Origin of the sequence: Couchioplanes caeruleus, from assembly GCF_023499255.1 — a bacterium.
Taxonomy (GTDB): Bacteria; Actinomycetota; Actinomycetes; order Mycobacteriales; family Micromonosporaceae; genus Actinoplanes; species Actinoplanes caeruleus_A.
This window is the reverse complement of the sequence record NZ_CP092183.1, coordinates 8,246,056-8,265,187: the sequence shown is the minus strand read 5'-3', so window position 1 is coordinate 8,265,187 and position 19,132 is coordinate 8,246,056. Positions and strand designations below refer to the sequence as shown.

17 protein-coding genes are annotated in these 19,132 nt (G+C 70.9%); 14 read left to right on the top strand and 3 right to left on the bottom strand.

Translation table 11 applies throughout. The annotated features are described in order from the left end of the window. Position 1: 1 nt before the first annotated feature. The 10 genes from nuoI (at position 2) to COUCH_RS37990 (ending at position 10,312) form a co-directional block, all read left to right on the top strand. Positions 2–658 carry an NADH-quinone oxidoreductase subunit NuoI gene (gene nuoI, locus COUCH_RS38035; RefSeq protein WP_199512246.1) on the top strand — a complete coding sequence of 219 codons (657 nt, stop codon included), beginning with the start codon at positions 2–4 and terminating at the stop codon, positions 656–658. Beyond that, entirely contained in the window at positions 658–1,425 is a 768-nt protein-coding gene (locus COUCH_RS38030) for an NADH-quinone oxidoreductase subunit J (RefSeq protein ID WP_249613948.1), read from the top strand. Before nuoI ends, COUCH_RS38030 begins: the two co-directional genes overlap by 1 nt. Continuing rightward, positions 1,422–1,721 (top strand): NADH-quinone oxidoreductase subunit NuoK, encoded by a 300-nt coding sequence (gene nuoK, locus COUCH_RS38025; RefSeq protein ID WP_023357573.1) that lies wholly within the window; start codon positions 1,422–1,424, stop codon positions 1,719–1,721. The genes COUCH_RS38030 and nuoK overlap by 4 nt, the downstream gene beginning before the upstream one ends. Before the next feature lie 12 nt (positions 1,722–1,733). Next, on the top strand, positions 1,734–3,659 hold the full coding sequence (gene nuoL / locus COUCH_RS38020) for an NADH-quinone oxidoreductase subunit L (RefSeq protein WP_249609947.1): 1,926 nt from the start codon (positions 1,734–1,736) through the stop codon (positions 3,657–3,659). Beyond that, the gene (locus COUCH_RS38015) at positions 3,659–5,197 is read left to right on the top strand and encodes an NADH-quinone oxidoreductase subunit M (RefSeq protein WP_249609946.1); all 1,539 of its coding nucleotides are present in this window, start codon (positions 3,659–3,661) and stop codon (positions 5,195–5,197) included. Before nuoL ends, COUCH_RS38015 begins: the two co-directional genes overlap by 1 nt. A gap of 2 nt (positions 5,198–5,199) precedes the next feature. Next, the gene (gene nuoN, locus COUCH_RS38010; RefSeq protein WP_249609945.1) at positions 5,200–6,732 is read left to right on the top strand and encodes an NADH-quinone oxidoreductase subunit NuoN; all 1,533 of its coding nucleotides are present in this window, start codon (positions 5,200–5,202) and stop codon (positions 6,730–6,732) included. Between the two features lie 239 nt (positions 6,733–6,971). After that, positions 6,972–7,958, top strand: a complete 987-nt coding sequence (locus tag COUCH_RS38005) for a polyprenyl synthetase family protein (RefSeq protein ID WP_249613947.1) — start codon at positions 6,972–6,974, stop codon at positions 7,956–7,958. Between the two features lie 263 nt (positions 7,959–8,221). Then, a complete protein-coding gene (locus COUCH_RS38000) occupies positions 8,222–9,016 on the top strand; it encodes an IclR family transcriptional regulator (protein WP_199512241.1) in 795 nt (264 codons plus the stop codon). 70 nt (positions 9,017–9,086) lie between these two features. Further along, entirely contained in the window at positions 9,087–9,599 is a 513-nt protein-coding gene (locus tag COUCH_RS37995; RefSeq protein ID WP_275980048.1) for a sigma-70 family RNA polymerase sigma factor, read from the top strand. Further along, a complete protein-coding gene (locus COUCH_RS37990; protein ID WP_249609944.1) occupies positions 9,596–10,312 on the top strand; it encodes an anti-sigma factor family protein in 717 nt (238 codons plus the stop codon). Before COUCH_RS37995 ends, COUCH_RS37990 begins: the two co-directional genes overlap by 4 nt. A gap of 19 nt (positions 10,313–10,331) precedes the next feature. On the opposite strand, the gene rarD is transcribed toward COUCH_RS37990, so the two are convergent. From rarD to eccE, 3 genes are all read right to left on the bottom strand, one after another. Beyond that, positions 10,332–11,288: an EamA family transporter RarD gene (rarD, locus tag COUCH_RS37985; protein ID WP_249609943.1), complete on the bottom strand. Its 957-nt coding sequence runs from the start codon at positions 11,286–11,288 to the stop codon at positions 10,332–10,334. A gap of 386 nt (positions 11,289–11,674) precedes the next feature. Further along, positions 11,675–12,058, bottom strand: coding sequence for a phage holin family protein (locus tag COUCH_RS37980; protein WP_249609942.1), 384 nt, complete (start codon positions 12,056–12,058; stop codon positions 11,675–11,677). Between the two features lie 318 nt (positions 12,059–12,376). Continuing rightward, positions 12,377–14,140, bottom strand: coding sequence for a type VII secretion protein EccE (gene eccE, locus COUCH_RS37975; protein ID WP_275980047.1), 1,764 nt, complete (start codon positions 14,138–14,140; stop codon positions 12,377–12,379). 333 nt (positions 14,141–14,473) lie between these two features. Between eccE and COUCH_RS37970 the strand changes: the two genes are divergently transcribed. From COUCH_RS37970 to COUCH_RS37955, 4 genes are all read left to right on the top strand, one after another. Continuing rightward, positions 14,474–14,872, top strand: a complete 399-nt coding sequence (locus COUCH_RS37970) for a WXG100 family type VII secretion target (RefSeq protein ID WP_346016019.1) — start codon at positions 14,474–14,476, stop codon at positions 14,870–14,872. Between the two features lie 20 nt (positions 14,873–14,892). Continuing rightward, positions 14,893–15,189, top strand: coding sequence for a WXG100 family type VII secretion target (locus tag COUCH_RS37965; protein WP_249609939.1), 297 nt, complete (start codon positions 14,893–14,895; stop codon positions 15,187–15,189). Positions 15,190–15,435: 246 nt separating this feature from the next. After that, positions 15,436–18,744 carry an SseB family protein gene (locus COUCH_RS37960; RefSeq protein WP_249609938.1) on the top strand — a complete coding sequence of 1,103 codons (3,309 nt, stop codon included), beginning with the start codon at positions 15,436–15,438 and terminating at the stop codon, positions 18,742–18,744. After that, entirely contained in the window at positions 18,734–19,099 is a 366-nt protein-coding gene (locus tag COUCH_RS37955; protein WP_249613946.1) for a hypothetical protein, read from the top strand. The genes COUCH_RS37960 and COUCH_RS37955 overlap by 11 nt, the downstream gene beginning before the upstream one ends. Positions 19,100–19,132 lie beyond the last annotated feature (33 nt).

Here is a 19,132-nt window from a genome sequence, read left to right as displayed (position 1 = left end):
CGTGGGAACGTTCACGGGCTCGTTCAAGGGCTTCGGGGTGACCTTCGCGCACATGTTCCGCAAGGTCATCACGACCGACTACCCGTTCACGCCGCCCAAGCCGGCGCCGCGCTACCACGGCCGGCACATCCTCAACCGGCACCCGGACGGCCTCGAGAAGTGCATCGGCTGCGAGCTGTGCGCCTGGGCCTGCCCGGCGGACGCGATCTACGTCGAGGGTGGCGACAACACCGACGAGATGCGCTTCTCCCCGGGGGAGCGGTACGCCAGCATCTACCAGATCAACTACGCCCGCTGCATCTTCTGCGGGCTGTGCATCGAGGCCTGCCCGACCCGTTCGCTGACCATGAGCAACGAGTACGAGCTGGCCCGCGACAGCCGTCAGGACCTCATCTTCACCAAGAAGGAGCTCCTGGCCCCGCTCCTGCCCGGCATGGAGCAGCCGCCGCACCCGATGCGGCTGGGTGACACCGACAAGGACTACTACGTCGGCGCGCTGACCAACCCCGGCACGTCGGCCGGCGCCGAGCGGGCTCCCTGGTCGGACTCCGGCACCCGGGACGCGTCGACCGCCGGCGAGCCGGGCGCCCGCGCCGAGACGGCGGGCACGCTGCGCCGCGAGGACGCCGCGGACCAGCCCGCGGAGGTGAAGCGATGATGATGTCGTACGCGGCCGAGGCTGCCGCTCAGGTCTCCACCGGGGAGGCCTGGGCGTTCTGGATCCTCGGGACGCTCGCCGTGATCGGCGGCCTGGGCATGGTGCTCGCCCGCAACGCGGTGCACTCCGCCCTGTGGCTCGTCGTGACGATGCTCAGCCTGGGCGTCCTGTACGTGGTCAACTCCGCGCCGTTCCTCGGCGCGGTGCAGATCATCGTCTACACCGGCGCGATCATGATGCTGTTCCTGTTCGTGCTGATGCTCGTCGGCCGGGACGCCTCGGACTCGCTCATCGAGACCCTGCGCGGCCAGCGCGTCGCGGCGATCCTGCTCGGCGCCGGCTTCGGCGTGCTCGTGGCGGCCGGCCTGGCCCGCTCGCTGGGTGACACCGCGGTGGTCGGCCTGGCCGACGCGAACGCGGCCGGCAACGTGCAGGGCATCGCCCGGCTGCTGTTCACCAAGTACGTCTTCGCCTTCGAGGTCACGTCGGCGCTGCTCATCACGGCGGCGGTCGGCGCGATGGTGCTCGCGCACGTCGAGCGGGCCAAGGGCGAGGTCATGGACCAGGTCGCCCGGATGAGGGAACGCTTCCGCCCCGGCAACTACCCCGGTGTGAAGCCGGGCCCGGGCGTGTACGCCAACACCATGTCGGTGGCCGCTCCGGCGAAGTTGCCCGACGGCAAGGGCTCGGACCGCAGCATCTCGCCGATCCTGCCGGTACGGGAACTCACCGCGACCGAGGCCGCACCCAAGGGGACGGACAAGTGACTCCTGACTACTACCTCGTCCTGGCGGCGATCCTGTTCACCATCGGCGCCGCCGGGGTGCTCGTCCGCCGCAACGCGATCGTCCTGTTCATGTGCATCGAGCTGATGCTGAACGCGGCGAACCTCGCGCTGGTGACCTTCAGCCGCATCAACGGCACGCTCGACGGCCAGATCATCTCGTTCTTCGTGATGGTGGTCGCGGCGGCCGAGGTCGTGGTCGGGCTCGCCATCATCATGTCGATCTTCCGGACGCGACGCTCGGCGAGCGTCGACGACGCCAACCTCCTCAAGTACTAAAGGGGCCTTCACGTGGAACAGACAGTGGAGTATGCCCACGCGACGGGGCTCTTGAGCGGAATCTGGCTGCTCGTCGCCATTCCGCTCGCCAGCGCGACGGTGCTGCTGCTGCTCGGCAAGCGGGCCGACAAGTGGGGCCACTGGCTCGGCGTGCTGGCGGTCGCCACGACCTTCGTCCTCGGCCTGCTCATGTTCTTCAAGCTCGGCGGCATGGAAGAGGGCCACCGCTCCGCTCAGCAGAGCCTGTGGGACTTCATCACCGTCGGCGGGCTGAAGGTCGACTTCGGCCTGCTCTTCGACCCGCTGTCCGGCGTCTTCGTCCTGCTGATCACCGGCGTCGGGTCGCTCATCCACCTGTACGCGGTGGGCTACATGGAACACGACCCGGGGCGCCGGAAGTTCTTCGCGTACTTCAACCTCTTCGTCGCGGCCATGCTCCTGCTGGTCCTCGGCAACAACTACGTGATGCTGTACTTCGGCTGGGAGGGCGTGGGTCTCGCGTCGTACCTGCTGATCTCGTTCTGGTACACCCGGCCGTCCGCGGCGACCGCGGGCAAGAAGGCGTTCCTGATGAACCGGGTCGGCGACGCCGGCCTGGCCATCGGCATCTTCCTGATGTTCGCCACGCTGGGCACCACCCAGTACGACGGGGTGTTCAACGGCGTCTCCACGCTCTCCGGCGGCACCGTGCTGGTCATGGGCATCCTGCTGCTGCTCGGCGCGGCCGGTAAGTCCGGCCAGTTCCCGCTGCAGGCCTGGCTCCCGGACGCGATGGAGGGCCCGACCCCGGTCTCGGCCCTCATCCACGCCGCGACGATGGTCACCGCGGGCGTGTACCTGATCGCCCGCTCGCACGCGATCTTCACGGCGAACGCGACGCTGCAGACGATCGTGGTCACCGTCGGCGCGATCACCCTGCTGATGGGCTGCATCATCGGCGCGGCGAAGGACGACATCAAGCGCGTGCTCGCCTGGTCGACGGTCAGCCAGATCGGCTACATGTTCCTCGGCGTCGGGCTCGGCGGGGCGGCGTACGCGCTGGCCATCATCCACCTGCTGGCGCACGGCTTCTTCAAGGCCAACATGTTCCTCGGCGCCGGCTCGGTCATGCACGGCATGCACGACCAGGTCGACATCCGTCGCTTCGGCGGGCTGAGCAAGTACATGAAGTGGACCTGGCTCACCTTCATGATGGGCTGGCTCGCGATCATCGGCATCCCGCCGCTGTCCGGCTTCTTCACCAAGGAGCCGATCATCGTGGCGGCGTTCGAGCGCGAGGGCTGGACCGCCTGGCTGTACGGCCTGGCCGCGCTGCTCGGCGCCGGGCTCACCGCGTTCTACATGACGCGCCTGTTCGTGCTGACGTTCCACGGCCCGAAGCGCTGGACCGAGGACATCCACGAGCCGCACGAGTCGCCGCTGATCATGACCGTGCCGCTGATGCTGCTGGCGCTCGGCTCGATCGCCGCGGGCTGGCTGATGTCCACCTCGGTGCCGAACTGGCTGGAGCCGGTCTTCGGCCAGGAGGAGGCCGAGGCGACCCCGGTGCTCGCGCACTGGCTGCTCACCACGCTGAGCATCGTCGTGACGCTGCTCGGCGCCGGCCTCGCCTGGGCACTGTTCCGCAACGGTACGGCCGAGCAGGAGCAGCCGGCCGGCGTGCTGGTCCGCGCCGCCCGCCGCAACCTGTACACCGACGCGTTCAACGAGGCGGTGTTCGAGCGGCCGGGCATCTACCTGACCCGCGCCCTGGTCTATCTCGACAACAGGGGCATCGACGGCGTGGTCAACGGCCTCGCGGCCACCGTCGGCGGGAGCTCCGGGCGCCTGCGCCGGCTCCAGTCGGGCTTCGTCCGCTCGTACGCGTTGTCCATGCTCACCGGCGCCGTGCTGGTCGTCGGCGCGTTCCTCGCGATCCAGCTGGGGTGGTTGGCGTAATGAAGGACTTCCCGTTCCTGTCCATCCTGACGTTGCTCCCGCTGGTGGGCGCGGCAGTGGTGGCCTTCATCCCGCGCGGCAAGGGCGGTCTGGCGAAGACCGTCGCGCTGGCGTGGTCGCTGGTGGTGCTCGCGCTGAGCATCGTCATGTGGGTCGCGTTCCAGGTCGGCGGCGACCGGTTCCAGTTCCGCGAGTCGTACCAGTGGATCCCCACCTGGGACGCGCGGTTCACGTTCGCCACGGACGGCATCGCGCTGGTCATGCTCGTGCTGATCGCGGTGCTCGTACCGCTGGTGATCCTGGCGTCGTGGAACGACGTCGACGAGACCCAGCGGTCGGTGCCGACGTACTTCGCGCTGCTGCTCACCCTCGAGTGCACGATGATCGGCGTCTTCGCGGCCGCCGACGTGTTCCTGTTCTACGTGTTCTTCGAGGTCATGCTCGTGCCGATGTACTTCATCATCGGCTCGTACGGCGGCCAGCGCCGCCAGTACGCCGCGGTGAAGTTCTTCCTCTACTCGCTGGTCGGCGGCCTGTTCATGCTGGCCGCCGTGATCGGCCTCTGGGTCGTCGGCGGGCACACGTTCGACTGGGCGAACCTGAAGGACGCCTCGGCGGCGTTCGAGACGAACACCGCCCGCTGGCTGTTCCTCGGCTTCTTCATCGCGTTCGCGGTCAAGGCGCCGTTCTTCCCGTTCCACACCTGGCTGCCCGACGCCGGTGTTGCCGCTCCGGCGCCCGCGGCCGCGTTGCTCGTGGGCGTGATGGACAAGGTCGGCACCTTCGGCATCCTGCGCTACTGCCTTCCGATCTTCCCGGAGGCGTCGCGCTGGTTCGCGCCGGCGGCGCTGGTGCTGGGTGTCATCGGCATCATCTACGCGGCGCTGCTGGCGGTCGGTCAGAACGACCTCAAGCGGCTGGTGTCGTACACGTCGATCGCCCACTTCGGCTTCATCGGCATCGGCATCTTCGCCTTCACCACCCAGGCGGGCACCGGCTCGGTGCTGTACATGGTCAACCACGGCCTCGCCACCGGCCTGCTGTTCCTGGTCGTGGGCATGTTCGTGGCCCGCCGCGGCTCGGCCCTGGTGAGCGACTTCGGCGGCGCCGGCAAGCTCGTCCCGGTGCTGGCCGGCGTGCTGTTCTTCGCCGGCCTCGCCTCGCTGGCCCTGCCCGGTACGGCGCCGTTCGTCAGCGAGTTCCTGGTGCTGATCGGCACGTTCGCGACGCACAAGGTCTACGCGGTCATCGCGACGGCCGGCATCATCCTCGCCGCCGCGTACGTGCTGTGGATGTTCCAGCGCACGACGCAGGGCACGCTGAACCCGGCGCTGAACGACGTGCCGGCCATGCACAAGGACATCACGCTGCGCGAGAAGCTCGTCGTCGCGCCGCTGGTGCTCCTGCTGCTGCTCCTCGGCTTCTACCCGAAGCCGGTCACCGATGTGATCAACCCGGCGGTCCAGGCGACCATGCAGGACGTCGGAAAGACCGATCCGGCGCCGACGGCGGTCGCGAACGGGAAGGTGGCGCGGTAGCCATGCCAGACCTCAAACTGCCCGACATCGACTACGGCGCGCTCGCGCCGATGTTGATCCTCCTGGGAGCGGCCTGCCTGGGCGTGCTCTTCGAGGCGCTCGTGCCCAAGGCCCGCCGGCACGGTTTCCAGCTCGGCCTCGCGCTGCTGGCGACGGTGGCGGCGCTGGTCACCGTCATCATCGAGCGCAACACCCGGATCATCACGATCGGCGGCGCGGTCGCCATCGACGGGCCGACGCTGTTCCTGCAGGGTTCGATCCTGATGCTCGGGCTCGTCTCGCTGCTGCTGATCGGTGAGCGCACCGTCGAGGCCGGCGGCGCGTTCGTCTCGCAGGCCGCCGTCACCGTCGGCTCGCAGAAGGACCTGCGGCAGGCGGGCGGCCAGCCCGGCGCGACCGAGGTGTACCCGCTGACGATCTTCTCGCTCGGCGGCATGCTGCTGTTCGTGTCGGCGAACGACCTGCTGACGATGTTCGTCGCGCTCGAGGTGCTGTCGCTGCCGCTGTACCTGCTGTGCGCGCTGGCCCGCCGGCGTCGCCTGCTGAGCCAGGAAGCGGCCCTGAAGTACTTCCTGCTGGGCTCGTACGCCTCGGCGTTCTTCCTCTTCGGTGTGGCGCTGCTGTACGGCTACAGCGGCGGCGTCGACCTGGCCGCCATCCACAACGCGGTGGCCGACCCGAACCGCAGCGAGGTGCTGCTCTACGCCGGCCTGGCGCTCGTCGCCATCGGCCTGCTCTTCAAGAGCGCGGCCGCGCCGTTCCACGTGTGGACGCCGGACGTCTACCAGGGCGCCCCGACGCCGATCACGGCGCTGATGGCGGCCTGCACCAAGGTGGCGGCGTTCGGCGCGCTCCTGCGCGTGCTGTACGTGGCGTTCGAGGGCGTGCGCTGGGACTTCCAGCCGGTCCTGGGCGTCATCGCGATCCTGACGATGCTGATCGGCGCCGTGCTGGCGGTCACCCAGACCGACATGAAGCGGCTCCTGGCGTACTCGTCGATCGCGAACGCGGGGTACCTGCTGGTGGGCGTGCTCGCGCTCAACAAGGAGGGCCTGTCCAGCACGATGTTCTACCTCGTCGCGTACGGCTTCTCGGTGCTGGCCGCGTTCGGCGTCGTCTCGCTGGTCCGCGACGCCGAGGGCGAGGCCACGCACCTGTCCCGCTGGGCCGGGCTGGGCCGCAAGAGCCCGCTGCTCGCCGGCGTCTTCTCGTTCATCCTGCTGGCCTTCGCCGGCATCCCGCTGACCAGCGGCTTCACCAGCAAGTTCGCGGTGTTCGGGGCGGCGATCGACGGTGGGCAGACCTGGCTGGTCATCGTCGGCGTGATCACCAGCATGGTGCTGGCGTTCCCGTACCTGCGGGTCATCGTGATGATGTGGCTGCAGGAGCCGGGTGAGAACACGCCGACGGTGTCGATCCCGGGCTTCCTGACGTCCGCGGCGCTGGCCATCGGCGTCATCGCGACGTTCGCGCTGGGTGTGATCCCGGCCCCACTGCTGGATCTCACCAACGACGCCGCGCAGTTCGTCAGATAACTGTCATATGACGAGAAAAGCCCCGGCCATCGGCCGGGGCTTTTCTGTGTGCCGGCACCCGGCAGCTCCGCCCGGCGTCTGCGGCAGAGGCGTGACCAGCCACGATGCTCGCCCGGTGCGCCAGTCCCGCCGGAGCGGTGCCCGTACCCCCGAACGATCTTGATCTTGGAAGATCGACCCCTGGGGCGTCCGCGGGAAATCTCGTATGGCATCGTGAAAGCGTGACTGCTGACAGCGCGCTGACGTGGCTCGGCCTCGACCCCGCGGTCGACGCGTCGGTCTCGGCCACGCTCGCCGTGGTGGAAGACGAGTTGCGCAGCAACGTCGCCAGCGCGGACCCGCTGATCGCGGAGGCCGCCCGGCACCTGATGGACGCGGGCGGCAAGCGGACCCGGCCGCTCGTCGTGGCGCTGGGGGCGCAGTTCGGTGACCCCACGCGGCCCGAGATCGTGCCGGCCGCGCTGGTCGTGGAGCTCACCCACCTGGCCACGCTCTACCACGACGACGTCATGGACGAGGCCGCCGTGCGGCGCGGAGCGCCCAGCGCCAACGCGCGCTGGGGCAACTCCGTGGCGATTCTGGTCGGCGACTACCTGTTCGCCCGGGCCGCGGACCTGGCAGCCTCCCTCGGCACCGAGGCGGTCCGGCTGCAGGCGCAGACCTTCTCCCGGCTGGTGCACGGCCAGATCGCCGAGACGGTGGGTGCGCGGGGCAGCGACCCGATTGACCACTACCTGCACGTGATCGCCGAGAAGACCGCGTCGCTGTTCGCGACGTCGGCCCGCTTCGGCGGCCTCTTCTCCGGCGCGAAGCCCGAGCACGTCGCGGCCCTCGCGGGGTACGGCGAGACGATCGGCGTCGCGTTCCAGCTCTCCGACGACCTGCTCGACATCGCGTCCGAGTCGGTGCAGTCCGGCAAGACGCCGGGCACCGACCTGCGCGAGGGGGTCCCGACGCTCCCGGTGCTGTACGCGCTCGCGGGCGACGACACCGACGCTTCCGCGGTGCGCCTGCGGGAGCTGCTGGCCTCCGGGCCGCTCGTCGACGACGCCCTGCACGCGGAGGCGCTGGGCCTGCTGCGGGAGTCCTCGGCGATGAAGCACGCCCGGGAGACCGTCCGCGGTTACGCGGAGGAGGCGCGTGCCTGCCTCGCGCCGCTGCCGGACGGGTCGCCGCGCCGCGCGATGGAGGCGCTCTGCGATTCCATCGCCGACCGCACCAGCTGACGGTCTTTCCACAGTGGAATCTTTCCGGTTCTGATCCCGGCCGGTGCGCGACTTCGACGTTGATCGTGGTAAGGCGCTTTCGTTTCCGCTGGTGAGCGGCCGTGCGCGCAATGATGGCCGGGGTGCGGCGAAAACGTCATTCTTGAACGCTGAGTGTCAGCAGCCATACGTGCGGTAGAGATTCGTCGTGGTCGACACGCTTCAGGCATTCCGTCCGGGGAAGATTATTCATATGGTGTAAGTCCCCGGCGTCGGAGGTAGCTGTGCGCGACCCCCTGGCGGAGCCGTCAGATCTCATCCGGAGCGTGTCACGTGCCCTGCGCGTGCTCGAGTCGGTAGGTCGGGCCCCGCGCGGACTCACCGTGAAACAGATCGCTCGACGGTGCGAGCTCACTGTCGCCACGACGTATCACCTTGTCCGCACTCTGGCGTACGAGGGATACGTGATCAGGCGGGAGGACGGCACGTACATCGTCGGCCTCGAGATCGCGGACCGGTACCGCGAGCTGGTCTCGGCGTTCCGCGGCCCGCCGTCCGTCGGTGAGGCGCTGCGCCGGGCCGCCGTCGAGACGGGGTACAGCCACTACCTCGGCCGGTTCGTCGGTGGCCGGATAGCCGTCACCGCCTCCGCCGAGGGCGCGCGCTCGCCGTTCATGGACGACATGGTCCCCGGCTTCGACGAGGGCGGCCACGCCACCGCCCTCGGCAAGGCCCTGCTCGCCACGCTCACCGCCGACCAGCGCGCCCGCTACCTGCGCGACTGGGGCATGCGCGCGTTCACGCCCGCCACGCTGACCACCCCGGAGGCGCTCGAGGCCGACCTGGCCGCCGGGGAACGCCGCGGCATGCAGCTCGAGATGGGCCAGTTCCGCCAGGGCCTCGCCTGCGCGGCGGTCAACGTCATCACTGACCGCGACATGGAACGCCGGCTCGTCCTCGCCTGCGCCCTGCCGGCCGCCGAGATGCTCACGTCCGCACGGGTGGTCCGCGCCAAGCTGACCTCGGCCGCCCGCAGCGTGGCGGAGGCGCTGTCCACGGGTGACGCCGCCACTGCCTGACCAGTTTGAACCCGCCGGCCCGCGCGCCCGTAGTTGAGGGTGGAACGCGCGAGGGAGGTCGGCCGGCTTGATGGATCAGGACGCCGAGCTGCTGCGCGCGTTGCAGGACGAGCACGGGGATGCCCTGTTCGCGCACGCCGTACGCCTCTCCGGGGGCGACCGCCAGCGGGCCGAGGACCTCGTGCAGGAAACCCTGCTGCGGGCCTGGCGACATCCGGAGTCGCTGGACCTCGAGCGGGGCACGGTGCGGTCATGGCTGTTCACCACCGCGCGCAACCTGGCGATCGACGCCTGGCGGCGGCGGTCGGTACGGGTCGGCGAGGTGGTCACGGACATGATTCCCGAGCCTCCGCCCAGTGCGGACGAGGCGGACCGGGCGGTGGAGGCCTGGACGGTCGCGGAAGCGCTGGGGCGGCTGTCCCGGAGCCATCGCGAGGTCCTGGTCGAATGCTTCTACCAGGGTCGCTCGGTCGCCGAGGCGGCCGCCCGGCTCGGCGTCCCGCCGGGCACGGTCAAGTCACGTACGCATTACGCCCTGCGCTCACTGCGCATGGCCCTGGACGAGATGGGGGTGACGGGATGAGGTGCGACCACGAACACGACGACGGCGCGTACGTCCTCGGCGCCCTGTCACCGGCCGAGCGGGCCGCGTACGAACGGCACCTCGCGACCTGCTCCTTCTGCCGCGAGGCGGTCGCCGACATCGCGGTGCTCCCCGGCCTGCTGGGCCGCCTCGACCCGGCCGACTTCGAGCGGCTGCTGGAACCGGACTTCGCCGCCGGGCAACGTCCGCAGCACCGCCGCCCCGCGATGCCGGACCTGGTCACGGCGGCCCAGACGACCCGCCGCGAGGAACGCAAACGGCTGCGCTGGCGCGTGCTCGGCACGGCCCTCGCCGCGGCCTGCCTCGCGCTGGTCGCCGGCATCGGCGCGGTCTTCTGGATGGGCCGCGGCGGCGCCCCCGATCCCGCGATCCCGGGCCCGGCCGTCGCGATGACCCCCGACAACGGGCAGGTGCCCGTCTCCGCGCAGATCTCCCTCGCCGGGGCGCCGGGCGGCACCAAGGTCAACCTGCTGTGCGCGTACAACCGGGGGAACGAGAACTCCGAGCCGTACACGATCCGGCTGATGGCGTACGGGCCCGACCGCGAGAGCGAGCAGCTCGGCTCCTGGATCGCCTCGCCGGGCAAGGAGTTCAGCATGTCCGGCGTCACGCACTTCACCGACGGGATGCTGTCCCGGCTGGCGCTCGTGCGCAACGACGGGCGGACGCTGCTCGCGTACGACGTCCCCTGACGGCCCGCCCCTCGGGCTGTCAGCGTGGCGGCAGGGCGGAGGCCGGCTCCGCGGTGGCGGCCGCGGGGTCGGTCCCCGTCCGCTTCGCGCCGTTCCGGGCCCTGATCCGCGCCCCCCGGATCCCGTCGACGGTGAAGATGATCAGCGCGATCCACACCAGGCCGAACCCGGCGAGCCGCGCCGGGGGCATCGGCTCGTGGAACAGCAGCACACCACACGCCAGCTGCAGAATCGGCGCCACGTACTGAAGAATGCCGAGACCGACGAGCGGCACCCGGTTGGCCGATGCGGCGAAGAGCAGCAACGGTACGGCGGTCGCCACGCCCGCCAGCACCATGAGCACGGTGTGCGCCGCCGACACATGCCCGAACTCGGCCCTGCCGGCCGCGTTCAACCAGCCCAGGTAGGCCAGCGCGGGCAGGGCCAGCACGGCCGACTCGACGAACAGCCCCTCGGCGGGCGGCAGCGACAACCGCTTCTTGACCAGACTGTACGACCCGAAGCTCGCAGCCAGCAGCAGAGCGATGTACGGCAGGTGCCCGTAGTCGACGGTCAGCACGCCCACGGCCAGGCCACCGATCCCGACGGCCGCCCACTGCCACCGCCGCAGCCGCTCACGCTGGACCGTCACACCGAGCAGCACGACGACCAGCGGCGTGATGAAGTACCCGAGCGCGGTCTCGACGACCCGGGACGAGTTGACGCCGACGATGTAGGTCGCCCAGTTCACGCCGATCAGCACGCCGGCCAGCGAGACGCCGCCGAGGAGTCGGCGGTCGCGGATCAGCCGGCCGAGGAAGCGCCAGTTCCGCATCGCGGCGAGCAGGAGGCTGATGAACAGCACGGACCAGATGATGCGGTGCGCGAGGATCTCGAGCGGGGGAGAGGGCTTGAGCAGCTTGAAGTAGATGGGGAAGAAGCCCCACATCGCGTACGCGGCCAGCCCGTACAGATACCCACGCCGTTCCTCACCCATGAGGCCACCGTAAGTGGTGGTTGGGGGGTGGGTCCTTGCATATGTCGAACGTCACCGAGGGTGGTGGTCGTGATGCTGACGACGCCGGCGGGTGCGGTCGGGGGCGCCTCATGCCGAGCGTGCGTTGCGGTTTGAGGCGCCCTATGCCGTGCGGGCGAAGCGGTTTGCGTGGCGTTCGGCCGGCGCGACCGTGACCCGGGCCCTGCTGGGGCGGTGTTTGTGCGCCGGTGCCGTAGTCAGCCGTGCCGTCGTTAGCCGTGCCGTGCCGTTGGTGGCGCGCCGCGCCTTTGCGCCGTCCGGCCGGTGCCCGCGGTCCTGCCGCCCGTCCGGTGCCTGCCGTCCCGTGCGGCCTGTCGTGCGTCGCCGTCCCGTTCGTGTTGCGGGGGTCAGTCGTCGTCGCCGTCGGGGACGAGCATGTTGAGCAGCCAGCTGACGATGCCGACGAGGAGGGCGCCGAGTACCGCGCTCGGCCAGAAGTCGTCGACGTGGAACGGCAGGTCGAACTGCCCCGCGATCCAGCTCGCCAGCAGGAACAGCAGGCCGTTGACGATCAGCGAGATGAGGCCGAGCGTCAGCACGTACAGCCCGCAGCCGATCGTCTTGATGATCGGCCGCAGCACGGCGTTGACGATCCCGAAGATGACGGCCACAGCGACCAGCGTGCCGGCCTTACCCGGCGCCGAATCGGTCGTGAGCCGGATCCCGTCGATGACCAGAGTGGCGATCCACAGCGAGACCGCGGTGATCGCCAGCCGGATGATGATGCCCATGGCACCGGATGGTGCCACGGCCGGGCCACCAACATCAGCAACACTCCGCGATCTTGTTGCCATCAGGTGAAGAAAGAGACTTATCGATAGTTGCTGATGGGGCGGTGACGGGGTGCTCGCGGACCGGTTATGGGGCCGACGCGCGCTGGTCAGGGCGTTTCGCGTTGGCGCGGGCAGGCTGAGCGCAGGCCGCGCTCGCAGCCGGCCGGCAGCGATGCTGACCCGCCTGACCATGATCATCCGCTACACCGAGCTGCGCCTCGCCGAGGACCACCATGGGCCGGATCCGTTTGCCCCAGGGAGCTCGGCCGCGGAGGCTCAGCCGCGGGCCGGTGGGCCGATGAGCTGGGCCTCGATGGGGGTCTGGGCCAGCGCCGCCCAGCGGACCGCCCGGCGGTTGATGACGCCGATCATGTCCGGGCGGATCTGGGTGAGCCACTTGGCTGTTTCGCCCAGGCCCAGGGCCGCGCCGACGAGCTGGGCCTCTTCTGCGCGCAGCGGCTGGACCAGGAGGAGGTCTGCTCGGGAGGCCACGTCCGCGTCCGCGGGGCTGAAGTCGTCTCGGATGACCATGGTGGCCTGCCAGCCGGCGCCGGGGCGGTTGTCGGCGCCGACCGGGCCGATGTCCACCACGACGAGCAGAGGGTGCAGGGCCGATCCCGGAGGGATCTCGACCGCGCGGCCCGGTGGGATCACCGCGATGGATTCGCCCGGGACGGCGGCGCCGCGTACGAAGGGCTCCCAAGCTTGAGGGCGCGCGGTCTGCACCACGACGCGGGCACCGAGGGCCATGGCTCGCAGGCACATCAGCTGGGCGCAGCGCACCCCGCCGACCAGGAGCGCCCGGGTCTGTTCGGGGCGGAAGAAGCGCGCGATGACCGGCTCGCCCCGGCGATTGCTGCCCACCATCAGGCCGGCGTTGCCGAGGGGCAGGTCGAGCTCGTCGAGGTGGTCGACGCGGGTGGCCTCGGCGCTTGCGCGGCCCGGTACCGCCGGGGCGGCGGGGATGCCGAGGGGGAGGGTGGCGGTCAGCCCGTCGAGGTGCTCACCGTCGAGGCGACGTACGGTGGCCCGCTCGGCGGCGAGGAGCTTGCGCAGCGTCTGGGTCGCGAAGGACAGCGCGGCGGCGTCCGGGGCGGCAAGGCGGATGGTCAGGTCGACAGCTGTGTCCGTACCCGTGGCGGATCGCGGCCCGGCGCCCAGCGCGACGGTCGTCGCCGCTGCCGGGAGCGCCAGCATCCGCGCGACGATGCGCCGCGACGTCTCGATCCGCAGGTCGGGCCAGCGGCCCAGCCGGAACGTCGCCTGGGTCATGCCGCCGACCTGCAGCCCCGGCCAGTTCTCCTGGGCGGCGCCGACGCCGTCGTCGTGGGCGAGCTCGGCGATCACGCGCAGGGCCGCGGCCTCGCCGAGCGGGCGGACCGTGGTGGGCGCGAGGCGGCGTACCAGCTTGCGGACCAGCCCGGACAGCGCACGCCGCAGGTCCTCCTCCGTCCAGCCCTCGGCGCGCAGGATCCGCACGGACAGCAGCGATCGGCTGTGGCCGAGCAGCCGGCCTTCGGTCAATTGACGGTACGAGTTGGCCGGAGTGCCGCCACCCGCGCGCAGTGACGGTGCGGGAGCACCTGTGAGCAGAAGCTGGATGCGGCACGGCGGGTGCTCCGTGCCTGCCGGTGGCAGCAGCCCGACGGGCGACGGGAAGGATCCGGTCTCCTCGGCCAGCAGGGCCGTCGGATCGCCCAGCTCGAGCACGGCTGTCATGCCCTGGGCGTCGACGATGAGCGCAGCGGGGTCGCCGGCGAGCTCGATCTGGTCGACCTGCGACCCGGGCGCGACGAACTCGAGCAGTGCGGTCGGCGCGCTGCTGACGGAGACGAGGTGACGACGGCCGGTGAAGCGCATCGCCGTGTCAAGCCACTCGAAGGCCCACCGGCCCCGCAGTCGCAGCCATGTGACCGCCAGCAGCACGACTGCCAGAAACACCGCTCCGCCGAGTGCCAGCGGGCCGTTGACCGCGCCGATCAGTAAGGCCACGGCGGCCACCTGAGTGCTGACGAGCTGACCGGTGCGAATACCGAACATCCGTCCAGATCGGACATGCTGGGTGCGTGCCTTGGGCAGGCGTTGACCCGCGCCCCCGAGCTCCGGGAAGCTGCGGTCGCTCGCCACCTCTGCCGTCACCCTGCCCGCCTTTCGGTCGACGTTGCTGCTGCGGGGTCATCGTATGGCCCGGCGCCGGGCGGCGGGGGGCGGCTGTGGACAACGGGACATCGATATCCACAGGTTGACCGGCCGGGATACCGTGACTGCGTCCGTCCCGCTACGGTCGGCAATCGGAACGGACGATCGGCTGCTCAGGGGTGCCCCCCACGGCATCGCCGGAGGGACTAACCTGATGGCCACGTCAATGTGCCGGTGGTCGATACGACCGATCCATACAGGATCCGGCGCGAGACAGACGACAGAGGAAGCGGGGTGACGTCCGGGGTGGCCCAGACGCAGACAGAAGCCGCGGTAATGGCGCAGACCGCCGCGAAGTTCGAACAGGTCAACAACAACTTGACCGCGATGCTGAACAAGCTCATGTCGGAGCTCTCGGTGCTCCAGACGGCGTGGGTCGGTCACGGCGGCAGGGCGTTCGCTTCGGTCAAGCACCAGTACCAGCGCGACCTGGCCCAGCTCAACCGGGCTCTGGCGGACACCGCCGAGGCGATCCGCACCTCCGGCGTCCACTACGACAGCACCGACAGCTCGGCCGCCGGCACGGTGACCAAGTCCGGTGGCGGCGGCTACGACCTGCCGCTCGAGAACTGACGGCGGGGGAGGATCACTCGATGAACGACGGTTTGCTGCGGGTGAACTTCGGTGCCCTGGCCCAGGCCGGTGCCGACATCCAGAAGGCTGTGAACGAGCTCGAGAATCAGCTCAGCCAGCTCGAGGCCGACGCGCGCCCGCTGGTCGCGACGTGGGAGGGCAAGGCGCAGGACGCGTACGCCCAGCGTCAGCACAAGTGGACCACCGCGTCCACCGATCTGAAGAACATCCTCCGCGACATCAAGATCGCGGTGGACCAGTCGGCGCAGGACTACGCGACGACGGAGAACAACGCGGAGAAGCGTTTCACCCACTGATCCGTACGGTGCGGCCGGGTTGCCCTTCCGGGGGCGGCCCGGCCGTTTCCCTCTCCGGAGGGCGGAGCCGGTCACTGAGCCCTCCATGCGGCTACTCTTGGTTAACGCGTCGTCTCTCTCCGCGACCGTTACGGCGGTTGTTTGCCTGGTTGGCTGTATCCATGCAGCCGCCCATTGTGATCGTGGCCTGACCTTGTAGGTTGTACGCGTTGAGGTGGCCCGTTCGCCGCGAAGGGAGAGGTGGACGTGACCGAGTGGGAACCGGCTACGGACGCCGAAGTCGCGATGCGCAACGCCCTGCGCACCGATGATCAGGAGTCCTACTTCCGCATTCTCGCCGGCGTCGACCTGCTGCTGCCCGTCTCCGCGGACGCTCTGGCGGGGCTCGAGCCGCTGGGCTGGGGCACGTGGAGCACCGGCGGGCGTACGCACGTGCTGGCCTTCACCTCCCCGTCGGCGCTACAGGCCTGCCTGTCCGACTACACCGGTTCCGCGCGGCGCGTGCCGTACGCCGAACTGGCCGAGACGTGGCCGAACCTCGAATGGTGGCTGGCGGTCAATCCCGGCCTCCCGATCGAGGGTTACCTACCGGCCTGGTTCGTCGCCCAGCTGAGCCGCGGTGATCTGCGGCTCCCCAAGCGCGGCCCGGCGCGGCAGGGCACCGGCCGGCTCAAGGATCTGCAGGCGGCGGCCATGGCGGCCAACGCGGCGGCGGCCCAGGGATACGCTGCGCCAGAGTCGGGCGGGCCGGTCTCGGGCGGCCCCATGTCCGGCGCCCCGGTGTCCGGGGGTTCCGTGCCGGCCGGTTCGGTTTCGGCCGGTCACATGTCCGGTGACCCGGTGTCCGGTGGTTCCGTGGCCGCCGGTCGAATGGCCGCCGGTCACATGGCCGGCCAGATGTCCGCTGGGCAGATGACGGCCGGGCAGGTTTCGGGCGGTCCGGCGTCGGCGGGGAACCGTCAGGGTGCGCCGGCTCCGAACGGCCAGAGCGCCGCGGCTCCCGGCGCGTCGGGGGCCGTAGCCGCGGGGGCCGTCGGCTTCGGGCCTGGTCAGCAGCCTGGCGCCACCGCCACCCCGCCCGCACCCGGCGCCCGGCCCGGGTCCTCGGCGGCCGGCCCGGTCGGTCCCGGCGGGCTTCCGGTCCGTACGCCCGGAGCGGTCCTGCCGAGTGGCCTGCCGTCCCGGGTTCCGGCGACACCGCCCGGCATGGGTGGTGTGGGGGACACGTCCAGTTTCAGCGGTTTCACGAGCGGTGGCGGGCGCGCGCCTCAGCAGGATCCCGGTGGTACGGCCACCTCGCCTGCGGCGTTCGCCGGGGGTGCGGTTCGGCCTGCGGCGCCACCGTCGGCGGTTCCGCCGGGAAGCGCGTTGGACGCGCTGGCCAGCAGGTCCGGTACGACGCCGCCGCCGGCTGGTGGCAGCGCCCTCGACGCCCTGGGCAGCCGCGCAGCCGCCCCGACGACAGCCGCCCCGACCTCTGCCGGCCCGGCAACAGCCGGTCCGGCGGCCGCCGGCACGGCGCCCGGCAGCACCAGGGCGGGTGGCGCGAAGCCGAACGGCGCGGGATCGGACAGCGCCGGACAAGACGGCGCGGCGCCGGACGGCACGAACGCGGATGGCGCAAAGACAGGCGGTGCGACGGCAGCTCGCCTGGCAGCCGGTGACCTGGCACGCGGGGGCGTGACCCCGAGCGGTGCGCCTACCGGAACGGACGGGAACGAGGCCGGCGGCGACGACGCTCTGCCTGCACTGCAACGGCCCGACGGCCGGCTTCCCACGCGTACGCCGATGGCGCAGACGCCGCCGCTGCCCAGCCACCTCACGCCCGCCGAGCAGGCCGAGGCCGCCGCTCAGGCCGATGCTGCCCCCCAGGCTGGGGCTGCGGGTCAGGCCGGTGCGGGTCCGCTGCTGCCGCGTCGTCAGGTGACTCCGCCGTCCGAACGGCCTTCCTCCATGGCGGCTGCCGCACAGGCTCTTGCCGCTAGGGGCGAGGCCGGGGCCACGCCGTCGGACGGTCCGGCTCTGGGCGAGGCGCCGACCTCCACCAACCTCGCGGCGGACCAGGCCGCGCGGAGCCTCGCGTCCGGCCAGGCGCCTACCGCAGCTCCGAAGTCCAGCATCGCGCCCCCGGTCATCCCCGGCGCGGGCGGTGCGAACCGCGTGGGCGACGGAAGCCGCGCCGGCGACGCGAACCGCGTGGGCGATGCGAACCGCTTGGGCAGCGGGAGCCGTCCGAGCGGCCCGATCGTGCCCGCCCCGGCCACCCGGCCGTCCGTCCCGCCGGCATCGGCGGGCCAGCCGGCATCGGTGGGCCAGCCGGCATCGGTGGGCCAGCCGTCGGAAGCCGTCGGCCACCCCGCCGAAGCCCAGGTAGAGGAAAGCCAGGCGCCCGACGCCGCGTCGGCCACGACGGGTATCGGCCTCCCACGGCGTTCCCCCGCCCCGATCGCCGACCGCGCGGGCCCCGCAGAGGGACCGGCTGCGGCGGCGGGCCCGAGGTACGAGCAGGCAGGCCTCGACGCCACCGCCCGCATCGAGCTCGGCGCCTCCACCTCAGGTGGGTGGCCGGCTCGGGCCGATGGGCCGGTGGACGAGGACGACTTCATTCCGGCGAACGAGACGGAACGTGACCTCTACCAGGCCACCATCGACCACAGCACCGACGCCTTCCTCTCCACTCTCCTGCTCGCCACGGTGCTCGTGCCGGTGGGTCCGCAGTCGCGGCCGGGGAGTTCGCCGGGCGAGTCCGGGTTTGTGTTCCGTACCGAGGACGTGGACGCTGAGCGGTATCTGGTGGTGTTCACGAGCCGGGACCGGCTGGGTGAGCATTACCTGGAGCCTGCCCGTACGGTTGCCGTCCGGTTCGTTGATCTGATCCGCAACTGGCCCGACCCGGCCTGGTCCTTCGCCGTCAATCCGGGCAGCGCCGTGGGCGCCCGGTATCCCGGTCCGCAGGTCATCGCGCTGGCCAACTGGGCGATCGAGGCGGGGCTGGGTGGCGAGCCCGTCGAGGTGCAGGCGGACAGTCCGAAGGCGTTGCCGCAGCGGGCGCATGAGACCGATGTGCGGCCGACGATGATGCAGAAGACCGTGCCGGTGGAGCAGATCGACTACTACCTGGAGCGCGGGTACGACCGGGTCGCCGGGTTCGTGCACCGGTCCGCCGAGGTGGAGCATCTGCGGGTGCCGGGCGAGCTCTACTCGGCGCTCGGCCTGCTCTATGACGGGTCGCCCTATCAGGGCGATGCCAAGGAGGCGTACGTGCTCCGCTGGCCGGCTTACCGGCCCAGCCTCTACCGCATCCCGTACGGCGGGCAGAGCGAGCAGGCGTTGCGGGCCATGGACGGCTGGGTGATCGAGCGGCCGCCGTTCCGGGGCAACGGGTTCGCCCCGGGCGAGGGCAAGGACGTGATCGCCGAGTTCAAGGTGGACAGTGTGCGGCTGCCGCACGGTGCCCAGCTGTGGCGCCTCGACGGGGACGGGGCCGAGCGGATCGTCGCGATCTTCGACGCCGACGCTCCGATGTGGCGCAAGGTGGGAGAGGCTGATGCGTGACGGGTACGTCGTGACCTGGCAAGGGCGCGAGTACGACGCCGCGCCCGACGGGGAGAACGTGCGGGTCTATTCGCCCGAGCCCGGCGACGGGTTCGAGGAGGTCCGGCCGGGCCGGTTCGTGCGGGTGCTCAAGCCGGGCGAGTACGGCGACTTGGTGTACGTCCGTACGACGTGCTCGTGGCGGGGGCAGCCGTTCATCGTGCTCGCCGAGGCCGACAACTGGCTGCGGTTGGAGTACACCGGCGGCCGTGCCCCGATCGCGCGCTCGCTGGGGCTGGAAGAGTTCGACTTCGGTGTGTACCAGGGCTGGGCGCCGGCCCACGAGGTCTCCGAGCTCTACGAGCACCGGGTCTGAGTCTCCGGCGAGGCCCGAAGCCGTCAGCCGTGC

Excerpts from the sequence above, each read along its gene's own strand:
- COUCH_RS38030 (WP_249613948.1), top strand. The coding sequence starts at position 658 with ATGATGTCGTACGCGGCCGAGGCTGCCGCTCAGGTCTCCACCGGGGAG.
- COUCH_RS38015 (WP_249609946.1), top strand. The coding sequence starts at position 3,659 with ATGAAGGACTTCCCGTTCCTGTCCATCCTGACGTTGCTCCCGCTGGTG.
- nuoN (WP_249609945.1), top strand. The coding sequence starts at position 5,200 with ATGCCAGACCTCAAACTGCCCGACATCGACTACGGCGCGCTCGCGCCG.
- COUCH_RS37995 (WP_275980048.1), top strand. The coding sequence starts at position 9,087 with ATGGATCAGGACGCCGAGCTGCTGCGCGCGTTGCAGGACGAGCACGGG.
- COUCH_RS37990 (WP_249609944.1), top strand. The coding sequence starts at position 9,596 with ATGAGGTGCGACCACGAACACGACGACGGCGCGTACGTCCTCGGCGCC.
- rarD (WP_249609943.1), bottom strand. The coding sequence starts at position 11,288 with ATGGGTGAGGAACGGCGTGGGTATCTGTACGGGCTGGCCGCGTACGCG.
- COUCH_RS37980 (WP_249609942.1), bottom strand. The coding sequence starts at position 12,058 with ATGGGCATCATCATCCGGCTGGCGATCACCGCGGTCTCGCTGTGGATC.
- eccE (WP_275980047.1), bottom strand. The coding sequence starts at position 14,140 with ATGTTCGGTATTCGCACCGGTCAGCTCGTCAGCACTCAGGTGGCCGCC.
- COUCH_RS37965 (WP_249609939.1), top strand. The coding sequence starts at position 14,893 with ATGAACGACGGTTTGCTGCGGGTGAACTTCGGTGCCCTGGCCCAGGCC.